The 16,779-nt window shown below is 67.9% G+C and carries 12 protein-coding genes; 2 read left to right on the forward strand and 10 right to left on the reverse strand.

Features of this window, described 5'->3' with window-relative positions; translation table 11 throughout:
- Positions 1-69: 69 nt before the first annotated feature.
- On the reverse strand, positions 70-3,165 hold the full coding sequence (gene putA, locus G539_RS0112400) for a bifunctional proline dehydrogenase/L-glutamate gamma-semialdehyde dehydrogenase PutA (protein WP_029075487.1): 3,096 nt from the start codon (positions 3,163-3,165) through the stop codon (positions 70-72).
- 261 nt (positions 3,166-3,426) lie between these two features.
- Between putA and G539_RS0112410 the strand changes: the two genes are divergently transcribed.
- Entirely contained in the window at positions 3,427-3,879 is a 453-nt protein-coding gene (locus G539_RS0112410) for an Lrp/AsnC ligand binding domain-containing protein (protein ID WP_029075488.1), read from the forward strand.
- A gap of 392 nt (positions 3,880-4,271) precedes the next feature.
- Here G539_RS0112410 and G539_RS0112415 read toward each other — a convergent pair whose 3' ends face one another.
- From G539_RS0112415 to G539_RS0112455, 9 genes are all read right to left on the reverse strand, one after another.
- The gene (locus G539_RS0112415) at positions 4,272-5,216 is read right to left on the reverse strand and encodes an ABC transporter substrate-binding protein (protein ID WP_029075489.1); all 945 of its coding nucleotides are present in this window, start codon (positions 5,214-5,216) and stop codon (positions 4,272-4,274) included.
- Between the two features lie 55 nt (positions 5,217-5,271).
- On the reverse strand, positions 5,272-6,276 hold the full coding sequence (locus tag G539_RS0112420; RefSeq protein ID WP_029075490.1) for an ABC transporter permease: 1,005 nt from the start codon (positions 6,274-6,276) through the stop codon (positions 5,272-5,274).
- The gene (locus G539_RS0112425) at positions 6,273-7,805 is read right to left on the reverse strand and encodes a sugar ABC transporter ATP-binding protein (protein ID WP_029075491.1); all 1,533 of its coding nucleotides are present in this window, start codon (positions 7,803-7,805) and stop codon (positions 6,273-6,275) included. The genes G539_RS0112420 and G539_RS0112425 overlap by 4 nt, the downstream gene beginning before the upstream one ends.
- A gap of 22 nt (positions 7,806-7,827) precedes the next feature.
- A complete protein-coding gene (locus tag G539_RS0112430) occupies positions 7,828-9,006 on the reverse strand; it encodes a Gfo/Idh/MocA family protein (protein WP_029075492.1) in 1,179 nt (392 codons plus the stop codon).
- Positions 9,007-9,037: 31 nt separating this feature from the next.
- Entirely contained in the window at positions 9,038-10,093 is a 1,056-nt protein-coding gene (locus tag G539_RS0112435) for a sugar phosphate isomerase/epimerase family protein (protein WP_029075493.1), read from the reverse strand.
- A gap of 74 nt (positions 10,094-10,167) precedes the next feature.
- Entirely contained in the window at positions 10,168-11,193 is a 1,026-nt protein-coding gene (locus G539_RS0112440) for a LacI family DNA-binding transcriptional regulator (RefSeq protein ID WP_156911949.1), read from the reverse strand.
- Positions 11,194-11,266: 73 nt separating this feature from the next.
- Entirely contained in the window at positions 11,267-12,865 is a 1,599-nt protein-coding gene (locus G539_RS0112445) for a copper resistance CopC/CopD family protein (RefSeq protein ID WP_029075495.1), read from the reverse strand.
- A gap of 4 nt (positions 12,866-12,869) precedes the next feature.
- Positions 12,870-13,388: a YcnI family copper-binding membrane protein gene (locus tag G539_RS0112450; protein WP_029075496.1), complete on the reverse strand. Its 519-nt coding sequence runs from the start codon at positions 13,386-13,388 to the stop codon at positions 12,870-12,872.
- Between the two features lie 80 nt (positions 13,389-13,468).
- Complete coding sequence (locus G539_RS0112455; RefSeq protein WP_029075497.1) at positions 13,469-13,843, reverse strand: hypothetical protein; 375 nt, start codon at positions 13,841-13,843, stop codon at positions 13,469-13,471.
- Between the two features lie 244 nt (positions 13,844-14,087).
- On the opposite strand from G539_RS0112455, the gene pepN reads away from it, so the two are divergent.
- Positions 14,088-16,733, forward strand: coding sequence for an aminopeptidase N (gene pepN, locus G539_RS0112460; protein ID WP_029075498.1), 2,646 nt, complete (start codon positions 14,088-14,090; stop codon positions 16,731-16,733).
- Positions 16,734-16,779 lie beyond the last annotated feature (46 nt).

Below are 16,779 nucleotides of genomic sequence, written 5' to 3' on the forward strand. Positions count from 1 at the left end.
CGCGGGCCGCCGACACTATCGCCCCCGCGCCGGCGCCCGACCCTGGCGGACGCCGGCGGGGTGGCGCGCCTATCCGTCCGCCATCGCCATCAGCGAAGCATTGCCGCCGGCCGCCGCCGTGTTGACCGAGATCACCTGTTCCTCGGCGAAGCGCAGCAGGTAATTGGGGCCGCCCGCCTTCGGGCCGGTGCCGGAGAGGCCGGAGCCGCCGAAGGGTTGGGTGCCGACGACGGCGCCGATGAGGTTGCGGTTCACATAGACATTGCCGACCGCGAGCTTTTCGACGATGGCGTCGACGGTCTCGTCGATGCGGCTGTGAATGCCGAGCGTCAGGCCGTAGCCGGTCGCGGCGACCGAAGCGATCACCTTGTCGAGCTCCTTCGCCTTCCAGCGCACCACATGCAGGATCGGCCCGAACACCTCGCGGTCGAGCGTCTTCGCATCCTTGAGCTCGATGATTACAGGCGCGACATAGGTACCGGCGTTCGGCACCCTGCCCTCGAACAGGACCGTCTCGGACTTCCGCATCGCCGCTAAATGGCGGTCGAGATTGCCCTTCGCCTCGGCGTCGATCACCGGGCCGAGGTCTGTCCTCGGATCGCGCGGGTCGCCGACCCGAAGCTCGGCCGCCGCGCCCTCAATCATCTCCAGCATGCGGTCGGCGACGTCTTCCTGCAGATAGAGGATGCGGAGCGCCGAGCAGCGCTGGCCGGCCGAGCGGAAGGCCGAGGCCACGACATCGTCGGTCACCTGCTCCGGCAGCGCGGTCGCGTCGACGATCATGGCGTTCAGACCGCCCGTCTCGGCGATCAGCGGCACGATCGGCCCCTTCTTCGCCGCGAGCGCGCGGTTGATCGACCAGGCCGTCTCGGTCGAGCCGGTGAAGGCGACGCCCGAGGTTAACGGATGGTTAACAAGCCGGGCGCCGATCTTGCCGTCGCCAGGAGCGAGCTGGCAGGCGGCGACGGGCACGCCCGCCTCGTGCAGCAGCCGGATCGCCTCGAAGGCGATGATCGGCGTCTGCTCGGCCGGCTTGGCGACGACGGCGTTGCCGGCGGCGAGCGCCGCCGTGACCTGGCCGAGGAAGATCGCCAGCGGGAAGTTCCACGGCGAGATGGCGACGAAGACGCCACGGCCGCGATATTGAAGCTCGTTGCGCTCGCCGGTCGGGCCCGGCATCAGGGTCGGCTTGCCGAAATGACGGCGCGCCTCGGCGGCGTAGAAACGGCAGAAATCCGTCGCTTCTCGCACTTCGGAGAGGCCGTCGCCGAGCGTCTTGCCGGCCTCGCGGGCGAGCAGGCTCATCAGCCGGTCGCGGTTTTCCTCCAGCAGATCCGCCATTCTTTCGAGGATGACGGCGCGGTCCTCGACCGGCGTCGCCTGCCAGGCGCGGAATCCCTTCTGGCCGGCCTGCATGACGGCCTCGACCGCCTCTTCCGGCAGCGTCACGACCGAGCCGACCACCGTCCGCCCGTCGACCGGGCTCAGCACCGGCTGCGGCTTGCCGTTTTCGAGCGGCGTCGCCACCACCGGCTTCGCGACCAGCGCCGTGCCGTCCTCCGCCTTCATGCCCTCGACCAGCGCGGCGAGTGTCGCGGCGTGACCGAACTCAAGGCCGGCCGAGTTGCGTCGGCTCGCGCCATAGAGGTCGGCCGGCAGGGCCAGGTTGCGGTTACGGGCCCGCGCCCCGCCCTCGAGCGTCGTATCCGGGCGACCGAGCAGGTTCTGGATCGGCACGGAGCGATCGCCGACGACGGCCACGAACGACGAGTTCGCGCCATTCTCGAGCAGTCGGCGGACCAGATAGGCGAGCAGGTCGCGATGGCCGCCGACCGGTGCGTAAATACGCGTCGAGACCGTCGGCACGCTCTCATGGACCGCCTTGTGCAGTGCCTCGCCCATGCCGTGCAGGCGCTGCAACTCGAAGCCGGTCGCCTCGCCGGCCATTTCGAGGATGGTGGCGACGGTCAGCGCATTGTGGGTGGCGAATTGCGGGAAGATGCGCGGCCGGAGATCCAAGAGCTTGCGCGCGCAGTGGAGATAGTTCTGGTCGGTCGCGGCCTTGCGGGTGAAGACCGGATAGTCGTCGAGCCCGCGCTCCTGCGCCCGCTTCACCTCGGTGTCCCAATAGGCGCCCTTGACGAGCCGCACCATCATCTTGCGATCGAGCACCTTGGCCAGCTCGCCGATCCAGTCAATCACGGCCGCAGCGCGCTTCTGATAGGCCTGGATGGCGAGTCCGAAGCCGTCCCAGCCGGCGAGCGACGGGTCGGCCAGCGCCGCCGCGATGACGTCGAGCGACAGTTCCAGCCGGTCCGCCTCCTCGGCGTCGACGGTGAAGTTGAGGTCGTAGCTCTTGGCCTGCGCCGCCAGCTTGACCAGCTGCGGCACCAGCTCGGCCATCACGCGCGCCCGGTTGGTGGCCTCGTAGCGCGGATACAGCGCCGAGAGCTTGACGGAGATGCCGGGGCGGTCGGGCAGCGCCTTCTTGCCGGCGCCCTTGCCGATGGCGTCGATCGCCATGGCGTAGCTCTGGAAATAGCGCTCGGCGTCCTCGGCGGTGCGGGCGCCCTCGCCCAGCATGTCGTAGGAATAGCGGAAGCCCTGCTTCTCCAGCGTCCTGGCGCGCTTCAAACCGTCCTGGATCGTCTGGCCGAGAACGAAGTGATAGCCGAGGAAGCGCATCGCCTGGCGCGTCGCGGTGCGCACGGTCGGCGTGCCGACGCGCTTGACGAGGCCGGCGATGATGCCGTCGGCACTGTCGCCCGGCTGGACGATCCGGGCCGAGAGCCCCAGCGCCCAGGTCGAGGCGGAGACGAACCAGCCCTCCGCCTTGCCGCTATGCTCGCTCCAGTCGGCGCCGCCCAGCTTGTCCTCGATCAGCCGGTCCTGCGTCGCGGCGTCCGGCACGCGCAAAAGCGCCTCGGCCAGCACCATCAGCGCCAGCCCCTCGCGGGTGGACAAGCCGAACTCCCTCAGAAAGTCCTCGATGCCACCGACGGCGCCGGACTGGCTGCGGATCGCCTCGATGAAGGCCGTGGCGCGCCGATCGATGCGCGTCTCGGCGCTCGCGTCCAGCATGGCGCCACGGATCGCATGGCGGATCAGCGCGGCGTCGTCGCCGGCATAGGGGGCACGGAAGAGTTCGTAGGCGGCGGTCGGCATGAAAGGCTCCGAAATCGTGTTGGCCGCAATCTACCGCCTCCGGCAGCGCCGCTTTGGGGTTTGATGCCCACCCAAACCGTGATTATCTCGGCACGGAGCGGCTTCTCCGCGATAGTCGCTACCCGCCGGTCGCAAATGCCGATGGATGCCCCGATGAACCTCGTCAACGACGACCTCGCCCGGCCGGGAAGCGGCGTCGAAACCGTCGCCCTCCTGGAGACGCTGCCGACCGACTGACGATCCGAAAGAGACCGGAACCGCATGGACCGCATCGACCGCGCCATCCTGAAGGCCCTGCAGGCGGATGGCCGCATCACCACGCTGGACCTCGCCGCCAAGGTCAATCTGTCACCGACGGCGACGGCGGACCGCGTCAAGCGGCTGACCCGCGAGGGCTATATCGAGGGCTATCACGCGCGGCTTTCGGCGGAAAAGCTGGACCTCGGCCTGCTCGTCTTCGTCGAGGTGAAGCTCGACCGCACCACGCCCGACGTGTTCGAGCATTTCGCCACCGCCGTCCGCCGCGCGTCCGAGGTGACGGAGTGCCACATGGTGGCGGGCGGCTTCGACTACCTGATCAAGGCCCGCGTCAGCGACATGAACGCCTACCGCGCCTTCCTTTCGGACAGCCTCTTGTCGCTGCCCGGCGTGCGCGAGACGCACACCTATGCCGTGATGGAAGAGGTCAAGAACACGGATCTGCTGCCGCTTTAGGGGGCGGGGACGCAGCATGGACAAATGATCCCGGTCTACCGGCGCAGGTCCATCCTTACCTCTCCCTGAGGGAGAGGTCGGCTCGGAGAGCCGGGTGAGGGTTTAGGGAACCATCCGGAGATGACACCGGTCGCGAAGCTTGTCCTGTGAGGCCGTAAACCCTCACCCGCCGGCCTTCGGCCGTCGACCTCTCCCTCAGGGAGAGGTGAAGAACTACGCCTTCCCGGGTCGGTCTTCGCCCGGGATGACGGCGAGCTAGGGGCTAGCATGCACGAACCTGAGCAGCCGCTACGGCGAGCCCGAGTTGGCGGCGGGCGTACGCGGAAGATCCCAACAAAAAGCCCTCCCCCGCGGCGCGGGAGAGGGCCAGGTATCCGACGAGGCCGATCCGATCAGAACGGCGAGTCGGGGTAGTAGAAGTCCTTGGCGTTGTCCTTCGTCACCAGCGTGGCGTCGAGGATGTAGCTGCCGCGGACCGGCAGGTGGTCGTAGAGGCCGGCGGCCGTCAGATCCATCGCGACGGCGACCATCGCCGGCGGATAGAGGATGTCGACCGGGATCATCTTGTCGCCGTCCATGACCTTCTTGATCATGTCCTTCATGCCGGCGCCGGCGATGACGAACTGGATGTCCTCGCGCTTGGCCTGGCTGATGGCCTCGAGCACGCCAACCGCCATGTCGTCGTCCTGGGTCCAGACCGCGTCGATCTGCGGATACTTGGCCAGGTAATCCTGCATGACCTTGAACGCGTCGTCACGGCTCCAGTTGCCGAACTGGCGATCGAGGACCTCGATGTCGCTGCCGGCGATGCCCTCGTCGAAGCCCTTGTTGCGCTCTTCGTCGATGACGATCGGCAGACCGCGGATGACCACGACCTTGCCCTTGCCGTTCAGCTTTTCCTTGATGTACTCGCCGGCGACGCGGCCGAGCGCCGGGTTGTTGCCGGCGACGTAGAGATCGGCGACCGAGTTGTCGGTGAGCGCGCGGTCGACGACGGTGATGAACACGCCCTTGTCCTTGACCTGGCGGATCGGGTCCGTCAGCTCGTCGGAATTGTGCGGCAGGGTGACCAGCGCGTCGATGCCCTGCGTCGTCAGGTCCTCGAGCGCATTCGCCTGCGAGGCGCCGTCCGGCGACGTCTTGACGATGACCTTGAGGCCCGGATAGCGCTGCTCGAGGCGCTTGGCCTGCTCCTGCGCGTGATACACCACGCCTCCCGTCCAGCCATGGTCGGCGGCGGGAATGGAGACGGCGATGGTCTTGCTCTCCTGCGCCTGCGCCAGGCCGGCGACGAGCATCAGGCCCGCGGCGACCGAACCGAGTAGAAGCTTCCGCATTTGTCTCTCCCTCGTTGAACCAGTTGTTCGGGGGATTGGCTCCCCCTTTCCCGCCTCACCGCCGCCGAACAAGCGAACGCTGGACCAGCATCGCGATGATGATGATCGCGCCCTGAACGGCTCCGATGAGGTATTCGCTGACGAAGTTGGACAGCACCATGATGTTGCCGACCACTTCGAGAATGAGTGCGCCGCAGACCGTGCCCCAGATTCGGCCGACGCCGCCCTTGAGCGCGGTGCCGCCGATGACCACCGCGGTGATCGCCTGCAGCTCCCAGAGCAGGCCCGTCGTCGGCGTGGCGGCGCCGAGGCGCGGCACGTAGACGAGCACGGCAATGGCGACGCAGACGCCCTGGATGACATAGGTGAGCGTGCGCACCCGGTTGACCGGGATGCCGGAATAGCGCGCGACGTCCTCGTTCGACCCGACCGCGATGACGTGCCGGCCGAAGGCGGTGCGGTAGAGCAGGAAGGCGCCGATCAGCGCCACCGCGAGGATCACGAGGATCGGGATCGGCACACCGAAGAGATTGCCGAAATAGACCGGCCGATAGGCGGCACGCAGATCCGGCGCCTTCATGGCGATCGAGCCGCCCTCGGCGAGATAGATCGTCAGCGCGCGGAAGATGCCCATCGTGCCGAGCGTGACGATGAAGGGCTCGATCCTGCCGGCCGTGGTAATCACGCCGTTGGCGAGGCCGCAGAGCGCGCCGACGCCGACCGCCAGCAGCATGGCGACCATGAGCATCGGGATCTGGCCCTCGATCACGCCGGTGTTCATGAACAGGATCATGACGCCGGCGACGAAGGCGGACATGGCGCCGACCGACAGGTCGAGGCCGCCGGCCGAGATGACGAAGGTGGCGCCGACCGCGATGATCGCGATGAAGGCGCTGCGCGTCAGCACGTTCAAGAGGTTGTCGACGCCGAGGAAGTTGGGGTTGACCAGCGCGCCCAGCACCAGCAGGAAGGCCAGCGCGACGAAGGGCGCGACGGCCCGGAGATCGATGTCGCCGAGCGATCGACGCGCGGCTGATTTGTTTGCCGTGGTATCGGTCATGCGTGCGCCGCCGTCATGGCGGCCTCCCTCGATGTCACACCCGTCGCGAGCACGACGATCTCGTCCTCGGTCATATGCTCGCCCGTCACCTCGCCCACGATGTGGCCGTTGCGCATGACGAGGATGCGGTCGCAGATGCCGATCACTTCCTGCATCTCGGACGAGATGACGATGACCGACTTGCCGCTCTCGGCGAGCTCGGCGATGAATTTGTAGATCTGTTCCTTGGTGCCGATGTCGATGCCGCGCGTCGGCTCGTCGATGATGACGATCTTCGGGTCGAGCAGCATCATCTTGGCGAGCAGCAGCTTCTGCTGGTTGCCGCCCGAAAGCTGGCCGGCGAGCAGGTCCTTGCTGCGCGTGCGGATGTCGAACTCGGCGATCGCGCCGTCGAGCGCCTTCGCCTCCTTGCGGCGGTCGATCAGCATGCCACGCAGGAACTGGCCGAGCGCCGCCAGGGTGAGGTTGATGCCGAGGTTCTGGGCGAGCAGCAGGCCCTTCCCCTTCCGGTCCTCGCTCAGATAGACGATGCCGGCCCGCATGCTGTCGCGCACGGTGACGAAATGCACCGGCTTGCCGTTCAGCTTCACCTTGCCATGCGCGGAGCGCAGCCCGACGACGCCCTCGAGCAGCTCGGTGCGGCCAGCGCCGACGAGGCCGGCGAAGCCGAGGATCTCGCCCTGCTTCAGCCTGAACGAGGCCTTGTGGGCATAGCCCGGCACGTCCATGCCCTCGACCTCGAGCGCGTAGTCGACCGCCTGGGTCGCGACGCGGTCGGGATAGAGCTTGGCGACGTCGCGACCGACCATCAGCCGCGCCATGTCGACCGGCTCCAGCCCTTCGGCCGGGCGCGTGGTGATCAGCTTGCCGTCGCGCAGCACGGTCACGCGGTCGGCGATCTCCTTCACCTCCGGAAGGCGGTGCGAGATGTAGAGGACGGCGGCGCCCTTCTTCTTTATGTCGAGGATGACGCGCAGCAGCGCGTCGGTCTCGGTCAGCGTCAGCGAGGCGGTCGGCTCGTCGAAGATGACGACCCGATGCGGCACCAGAAGAGCGCGCGCGATCTGCACCAGCTGGCGCTGGGCGATCGAGAGCCGTCCCACGACGATGTTCGGATCGATGTCGATGCCGAGCGCGCGGACGGCCTCCGCCGCGCCCTTGTTCATCGCCTTGTCATCGACCGAGAGCCCCTTCCGGATCTCGCGGCCGAGATAGATGTTCTGCGCCACCGTCAGGTCGGGCGCGAGCAGGATCTCCTGGTGCACCAGGACGATGCCGCGATGCTCGGCGTCGACGGGGCCGGCCATCACGACCGGCGTCCCGTCGATCTTCAGTTCACCCTTCGTCGGCGCCAGATGGCCGGCGAGGATCTTCATCAGGGTCGATTTGCCGGCGCCGTTCTCGCCGATGATCGCATGCACCTCGCCGGGCTCGAGGGCCAGGTTGATGTCACCCAGCACCTCGACGGGCCCGAACGATTTCGAGATCCCTGCCGCCTCGAGGAGAGGCGGCTTTCCAGTCGTCACCATCTCTCCTCCCCAGGCGATGATGTCAGCCGACCTTCGTCCAGACGTTGCCCGCCTTGGACGACGCGACCGCCGCTTCGATGAACTGCATGCCGATCAAGCCGTCCTCGACCGTCGGGTACAGCACCTCGGCGTCGGGCTTCTTGCCTTCGCGAGCGGCATGGATGGCGCGCGCTGCCTCAGTATAGATGTTGGCGAAGCCTTCGAGATAGCCCTCGGGATGACCACCCGGCACGCGGCTGACGCGGGTGCCCTCGGCCCAGGCTCCGGCGCCGTTGCGGGTCAGGAGCTGCTTCGGCTCGCCGAAGCGGGTGAACCACAGATAGTTCGGGTCCGCCTGCGTCCACTCAAGGCCGCCCTTGGTGCCGTAGACGCGCAGTTTCAGGCCGTTCTCGTTGCCGACCGCGACCTGGCTGGCCCAGAGCATGCCCTTGGCGCCACCCTTCCACTTCAACAGGATCTGCACATCGTCATCGAGCTGGCGGCCTTCGACGAAGGTCGAGAGCTGCGCCAGAAGCTGGTCGAGTTCCAGTCCGGTGACGAAGCAGGCCAAGTTGTAGGCGTGCGTGCCGATGTCACCGATGCAGCCGCCGGCGCCCGAACGCGCCGGATCGGTGCGCCAGCCGGCCTGCTTGTTGTTCGGATCGGCTTCAGCCTTCTCCGTCAGCCAGTCCTGCGGATATTCCGCCTGCACCAGGCGGATCTCGCCGAGCTCGCCCTTGGCGACCATGGCGCGGGCCTGCCGGATCATCGGGTAGCCGGTGTAGTTGTGCGTCAGCGCGAAGATCTTGCCCGTCGACTTCACGAGATCGACGAGTTCCTTCGATTCCTCGACCGTCAGCGTCATCGGCTTGTCGCAGATGACGTGGATGCCGGCCTTCAGGAAGGCCTTGGCGGCCGGGGCGTGCATGTGGTTCGGCGTGACGATCGAGACCGCCTCGATGCCGTCCGGACGGGCGGCCTCGGCCTTGGCCATCTCCTCGAACGAGGTGTAGGCGCGGTCGTCGGCGATGCCGAGATCCCGAGCCGACGCCTTGGCGCGGGCGGCGTCCGACGACAGTGCGCCGGCGACCAGCTCATACTGGTCGTCCAGGCGGGCCGCGATGCGGTGCACCGCGCCGATGAACGCGCCCTGCCCGCCGCCGACCATGCCGAGGCGGATGCGCCGACCGGCGGTTTCTTCCTTGCTGGCTCCGATTGCCATGATGTTCTCCCGATCTGATCCGTTGCGACGCTTAGGCGATGCCGAGAATGCGGCGGTTGGCCGCCTCGTCGGTGCCGGAACCGGCGAAATCGTCGAAGGCGTGCTCGGTGACGCGGATGATGTGGTGCTTGATGAACTCGGCGCCCTCGCGCGCACCGTCTTCCGGATGCTTCAGCGCGCACTCCCACTCGAGCACGGCCCAGCTGTCATAGTCATAGGCGGTGAGCTTGGAGAAGATCGCGCCGAAATCGACCTGGCCGTCGCCGAGCGAGCGGAAGCGGCCGGCGCGGTTGACCCAGTTCTGGTAGCCCGAATAGACGCCCTGGCGGCCCGACGGGTTGAACTCGGCGTCCTTCACGTGGAAGGCCTTGATGCGCTCGTGGTAGATGTCGATGTAGTCGAGATAGTCGAGCTGCTGCAGCACGAAGTGCGAGGGATCGTACAGCAGGTTGGCGCGCGGATGGTTCTTCACCTCGGCGAGGAACATCTCGTAGGTGATGCCGTCATGCAGGTCCTCGCCCGGATGGATCTCGTAGGCGACGTCGACGCCGTTCTCCTCGAACACGTCGAGAATCGGCGTCCAGCGACGGCCGAGCTCGGCGAAGGCTTCCTCGACCAGGCCGGCCGGACGCTGCGGGAACGGATAGAGGAACGGCCAGGCGAGCGCGCCGGAGAAGGTCGGATGCGCCTTGAGGCCGAGATTCTTCGACGCCTTGGCGCAACGCTTCAGGTGATCGACGGCCCATTCCTGGCGCGCCTTCGGATTGCCGCGCATGGCGGGGATCGTGAAGCCGTCCATCAGCTCGTCATAGACGGGGTGCACGGCGACCAGCTGGCCGATGATGTGCGAGGCGAGCTCGGTGATCTCGAGTCCGTGCTTGGCGGCGGTGCCGGCCAGCTCGTCGCAGTAGTCCTTGGATTCCGAGGCCTTGTTCAGGTCGATCAGGCGGCTGTCCCAGGTCGGGATCTGGACGCCCTTGTAGCCGAGCGAGGATACCCACCCGCAGATCGCGTCGAAGGAATTGAACGGCGCGGCGTCGCCCGCGAACTGCGCCAGGAAGATGGCGGGACCCTTGATCGTCTTCATCGCATGTCTCCTTCAAATCTTCGTCTCGGGCTGACGCCCAGGTTTTCGGTGGTCGGCTGAACCGGTGCGACGCGCTACGGCACGTTGTCCCGGATGAAGATGTCGATCTTGATGCGTTCCTGGCCGGGAATGATCTCCATGCCCTCGCGCATGGCGAGCAAGATGCGCGCCGCGCTGCGGGCCATGTGGCCGGGATCCTGATTGATGATCGCATCGATCGGACCGCGGATCAGGTGCCGCCGGCTGAAGACGGTCAGCTCATGCGCGATGAAGACGATGTCGCGCGTGCGGCCGGACTGCTCCAGCGCCGCGACGATGCCCGGCGTGCCGGCGCCGACATTGTAGATGCCGACGAGGTCGTCATGCTCCGCGAGCAGGGCTTCGGCCACCTGCTGAACGCGCGCATCCTCGTCGCGGCCCTCACGGACGGGCAGCACTTCAAGATCGGGATATTCGCGCGCGATGATCTGTTCGAAGCCGTATTGCCGCTCGATATGGTCGCGCAGGGCCAGCGAGCCGGCGATCAGGCCGACCTTGCCGCGGCGCGGGCCAACGAAACGGCCGAGCAGGCTCGCCGCCGTGCGGCCGGCGGCGAAATTGTCAATGCCGACGAAATGCGAACGGCGCGTGCCCGGCAGGTCGGAGACCAGCGTCACGACGGCGGTGCCCTGGGCGATGATGGCGTTGATGGCCTCGGCGACGGCCGGATGGTCGAGCGCAACAACCGCAAGGCCGTCGATGTCGGCCGGCAGCCCCTCCAGCGCAGTCGCCAGCGCCTCGCCGTCGAAGACGTCGACCTGAGTGACGTTGAGCAGGACACGCTCCTGCACATAGCGTTCGGCCGTGGCGCGGAACTCGGCCTCGAGGACCCGCATGAACTCGTTGGAGCCGCTCGGCAGCAGGATCTCGAAGCGGTAATCACGACCGCGCGCCAGGCGCGACGCCATCCGATCCGGCTGATAGTTCAGCCGGTCGACAGCACTCTGCACCTTTTCGACCGTTCGCGCATGGACGCCGGCTCTTCCGTTCAGCACGCGATCCACCGTCGCGAGACTGACGCCAGCCTCCCGGGCGACGTCTTGAAGCGTCGTCTTACCCACGAGGAACTCCTCCCTGGTGATGAAATAGCATCAGGAAATGAGGTGGGCAACTCAAAGATCGGAACGGGCGGGATCAGGGCGTGGACAGTGTCAGATCGCCCTCCAGCATGGCCTTTTCGAAGTCGCTGACGAGCAGATCGACGCGCAGCGTCCAGCGGCCGCCGCCGGCGAGGCCGGGCAGTTCGGCCCGCCATCGCCCGTCCGCCACCGGCTCCGCGACGACGCGGATCGGCTCGATCCGCCCATCCGCCGGCGCGAGCTGCGCCTCGACCGCGAGCGGCTTGAACGGCACGCCCTCCCCGTCGAGCGGCTCGATCTCGAGGCTCGCCGCGCCGGCGCGCGGGGTCACGACGACCTCCGCCATGGCGCGCGCGCCATGCAGGTGCAGCTCGATGGGCACGACGGCGGCCACCAGCGCGCGCGGCGGTGGCGTGAAGCGCCAGGCGGCGGCCAGGCCGAAGACGACGAAGACCAGAATGATCTCGGCCACGATCGAGCGGACCAGCCGTCGCGCGGCGCCGTCGTCGCCACGCAGCAATGGCTTCGTCAGTGCCCGGCGATTGTAGAGCGCGAACAGACAGATCGCCGCCACAGCGACGAGTTTGGCGAGCAGGACGAGGCCGTATTCCGTCTGCCAGAGCGCCGGAACCGAACCGAGCTGGACCACGGCGATGACGCAGCCGCTCAGGAGCAGGACGCCGAAGACAACTGGCGCGGCGATGGAGAAGCGGGCGAGCGCGCCCCGGCCTCCACCGTCGCGAAGCGCCAGCGCGAGCGGCAGCAACGCGCCGGCCCAGAGCGCGATGGCGGTCGCGTGCAGGAAGACCAGCGGCCGCATCAGCCATTGCGGGCTCGCGGCGGATGCATGGCCGGTGGCGGCCAACGCCAGTCCGGGTCCCAGCAGGGCGAGAGCCGCAAGAGCGCGGCGGACGCGCAGATCCCCTGCCCGCAACGCCGCGAGGGCAAGGACAGAGGCGAGCATGGCGAGGATCGCCGTCCGGCCGAAGCTGGTGCTGAGCCCCGCCATCCAGACCGTCGGGCTCGCCAGAGCCGAAAGCGGCTTATCCAGCGCGTCCAGCCCCTGGGCACCGAGCCCGATTGCCGCCGCGACGGCCCCGGCGGCGAGCGTGATAGTCAGGACGCGTCGCAGACTTCCGGACGGCAGGGCCCGGCGCGACGACCAGGACAGGAAGAAGACGCCACCGATACCGATGAAGAGACCCGCATAGAGCCCGCCGCGCGCCAGCCAGAGCAGGACTGCGACGCCGGGCGCGCGATCCTGGACGGCGAGGCCGTCGGCCGCGGCACTCGGCGCGCCGATGGAGAACACCAGCGTTCCGCCGATCGGATGGCCGTCCTCGGAGACGACGCGCCAGCTCAAGACCTGCGTACCCTGAGGAAGCTCCGGCGGCAGCGGCAGGGTGAGCCTTGCCCCGTCCACGCCCGCACCGGCGAGCTCGGCTGCCTCGCCGTCCGGCCCCAGCAGCCGGAAGACCAGCGGCGCCACCGGCTCGCTGAAAACCAGCTCGACCTGATCCGGAGCCGCCGCCAGAACGCTTCCGGCGGCAGGCTCGCTCGCCACCAGCGCCGCATGCGCCATGGCTCCTCGCGGCGCCATCGGCGCCGCGAGGATGATCAGGGCGAGGCACATCAAGATGCCACGCAGCGACATGGATCTAGCCCTTCGGCTTCAGGATCACGGCCGGGGCCGGACTTTCATAGTCGTCGTCCGACTTGCCCGGCGCGGGGATCTCGATCCAGCGCTCGGAGCCCTTCTCGCATTCCTGGACGACCGGGAAGTAGAGCGGACCGGCCGGGAGATCAGCGGTCAGGTAGGTGCGGAAGGCGAACTCGTCATAGAAATCATCCGGCAGGCTGCCGCCCGACCAGACGATCTCCTTGACGCCCTCCGACACCTTGGCGCCCCAGAGATCATAGGACTTCGCATAGGCGCCCTTCACCGTCTCGACGGTCCAGCCGGGCTTCGGCTGCGGCTTGACGTTGACGACCCCCTCCGGGATCTGCACCCGGACCTTGACGGTCGGCGAGCCGGCGCAGCCATGGCCGACCTGAAGGACGGCCTTGTAGCTGCCGCCGAGCGTGGCCTCGGGAGTGGCGAGCGTGACATGGGCCGCGGCGGCGGAAACGGACAGGAGGAGGACGCCGGCAGCGCCCGCGAACGAAAGCTTGTTCATGATAAATGCCTGAAATCGCTAGGAATTGCCGGCGCGGATCGCACCGGCAGGAACGGCCTCCCCGAGGGCGGCCGGCGATCTCAGGCGGGTGGCGGGCCGCGCGCGTCTGGCAGGAAGACAAGCGTCGCGCCGGCATCGACCGTGAGAACGGGCGGCCGGACCGGGACATAAGCATGCTGTTCGGGCGCGTGCAGTGCGAACCCGGCTGACGGGCCGAGCGCCTTCGCGACGTGGGCGAGCACGCAGAGATCGCAGGGCGCGATCGTGGTGCCCTTGGCAGGATCGGATTGCTGCTCGGCGGGCAGGCACAGGATTGTCAGCCCGCTGCGGTCGCCCATGGCGAGACGCGCTTCGGCGCTCGCATGGATCGGCGCCAGCAGGGTGAGCACGAGCAGGGCCAGCACGCCGAAGGCGCGCCCAACCTCTCCCGCGACCTGCTGCCAGGGGTGTCTCATCCGATGCTCCCGCAGGCCGGAGGCCCGCAACCGGTCCGAGTGTTACCGAGTTTGCCCGCGCCCGACCAGTGCGACGCATTGGCTTGGATGGCCGACGGGGACTTGGATGTCACATGGGCCGATCGGGTTCCCCGTCAATCGGGGGATTTCGGGCTTTGCCGTGGCGAGGGTCGGACGAAGCCCCTAGACTGGCCACCGATCGAAGCCGGCCGCCTGGAGGGCCGGCACTGCGGGAGAGAGCCTGATGAAGACCGACGCCGCCCCCTTCCGGCTTGAGGACTACCGCGCCCCGGCCTTCACCATCGACACGGTGGACCTCAATTTCGTGCTCGCGCCGAAGGCGACGCGCGTCACCGCGACCCTCGCCATCCGCCCGAACACCGACGAGGCCGCCCAGGGCAGGCTCGAACTGGTCGGCGACGAAACCGTCCTGAAGGGGCTGAAGCTCGACGGCGTCGCCCTGCCGGCGGAACGCTACACGGCGACGCCGCAACTCCTCGTGATCGAGGGCGCGCCGAACGCGCCCTTCACGCTGGAGATCGAGACGGAGATCGACGCCGACGCCAACACCAAGCTGATGGGCCTCTATCGCAGCAGCGGCACCTATTGCACGCAGTGCGAGGCGGAAGGCTTCCGCCGCATCACCTACTTCCTCGACCGGCCGGACGTTCTCGCCGTCTACACGACGCGCATCGAGGCGACCAAGGCGGACGCGCCGGTCCTGCTCGCCAACGGCAACCCGGTCGAAAGCGGCGACATTCCCGGCACCGACCGCCATTTCGCCGTCTGGCACGACCCCTTCCCGAAGCCCTCCTACCTGTTCGCCATGGTGGCCGGCGATCTCGGCGTCATCAAGGACTCGTTCCGCACGATGTCGGGCCGCGAGGTCGAGCTGCGCATCTATTGCGAGCACGGCAAGGAGGCGCGCTGCGGCTATGCCATGGACGCGCTGAAGCGGTCGATGAAGTGGGACGAGGACGTCTTCGGGCTCGAATACGACCTCGACATCTTCGTCATCGTCGCCGTGTCGGATTTCAACATGGGGGCGATGGAGAACAAGGGCCTCAACATCTTCAACGACAAGTATGTGCTGGCCGACCCCGACACCGCGACCGATGCCGACTACGCCAATGTCGAGGGCGTCATCGCGCACGAGTATTTCCACAACTGGACCGGCAACCGCATCACCTGCCGCGACTGGTTCCAGCTCTGCCTGAAGGAGGGCCTGACGGTCTTCCGCGACCAGGAATTCTCGTCCGACATGCGCTCGCGCGCGGTCAAGCGGATCGCCGACGTGCGCACGCTGCAGGCGCGCCAGTTCCCCGAAGACGGCGGCCCCCTCGCCCATCCGGTCCGACCGGAAATCTATCATGAAATCAGCAATTTCTACACGCCGACCGTGTATGAAAAGGGCGCCGAGGTGGTGCGCATGCTGAAGACGATCCTCGGCCCCGAGGACTTCCGGAAGGGCATGGATCTCTATTTCGAGCGCCATGACGGCGAGGCCGCGACGGTCGAGGATTTCGTGTCCAGCTTCGCCGACGCGGCCGGCGTCGACCTTTCCCAGTTCATGCTCTGGTATTCCCAGGCCGGCACGCCGCAGATCGTCGCCAAGGGCCAGTATGACGAGGATGCCAAGACCTATCGGCTGTCGCTGACCCAGACGGTGCCGGCGACGCCGGGGCAGAGCCAGAAGCGCCCGATGCACACGCCGATCCGCTTCGGCCTGATGGGCCCGAACGGCGAAGACATGGGCTTCAGCGACGTCGAGGGCGGCCGCGTCGAGGACGGGGTAATCCACTTGACGGAGGCGAACCAGACGCTCACCTTCTCCGGCGTCGGCGCGCGGCCCGTGCCGTCGCTGCTGCGCGGCTTCTCGGCGCCCGTCCGCCTCGCCATCGACATCTCGACCGCCGACCTCCTGTTCCAGGTTCGCGCCGACAGCGATCCGTTCAACCGCTGGCAGGCGGCGCAGACGCTCGCCATGCGCAACCTGATCGCCGGCACGGCCGAGCAGGTCGCCGGTCGCGCGCCCGCCGTCGAGCCCGCGCTGATCGAGGCGCTCGGCGAGATCCTCGACAACGAGCGGCTCGAGCCCGCCTTCCGGGCCCAGGTACTGCAACTGCCGAGCGAGGCTGACATCGCCCGCGAGATCGGCCGCGACGTCGATCCCGACGCCATCTCCGCGGCCCGGCGAGCCCTGCGCGGCGCGATCGCGAGGGGCCTCGAAGACCGGCTGCAGCGCCGCTACGCCGCCCTTTCCGAGGACGGCGCCGCCTACGCGCCGGACGCGGGCAGCGCCGGACGCCGCGCGCTGCGCAACACGGTGCTCGACCTGCTGCTGGCGACCGGCACTTCGGCCGCGATCGACCAGGCGCTGCGCCACTATGACGGCGCCCACAACATGACCGACCGGCTCGCCGCCGTCGGCGCGCTGTCGCAGGCCGGCCTGCCCGAGCGGCGCCAGCTGCTCGACGCCTTCCACGATCGCTATGCCGGCGACGCGCTCGTGCTCGACAAATGGCTGATGCTGGAGGCGACCGTGCCCGCGCCGGAGACGCTCGACCGGGTGCGCGAGCTCCTGCGCCACCCCTCCTACCAGGCGAACAATCCGAACCGGATCCGCGCGCTCGTCGGCAGCTTCGCCGCCGCCAACCAGACCCAGTTCAACCGCGCCGACGGAGCGGGCTACGACTTCCTGGCCGACTTCGCGCTCGATCTCGACAAGCGCAATCCGCAGACCACGTCGCGCATTCTGGTGAGCTTCCGCTCGTGGCGCGCGCTCGAGCCGGGACGCCGCGCCAGAGCCGAATCAGCGCTCCGGCGAATCGCCGCTGCGGAAGGTCTGTCGCCGGATACGCAGGACATCGTCACGCGCACGCTGGCCTGAGCCGAAAACCCAGCAAATCCGCCATTTCGATGCCATTTTCAACCGG

Origin of the sequence: Kaistia adipata DSM 17808 (assembly GCF_000423225.1) — a bacterium.
In the GTDB taxonomy this organism is placed as follows: Bacteria; Pseudomonadota; Alphaproteobacteria; order Rhizobiales; family Kaistiaceae; genus Kaistia; species Kaistia adipata.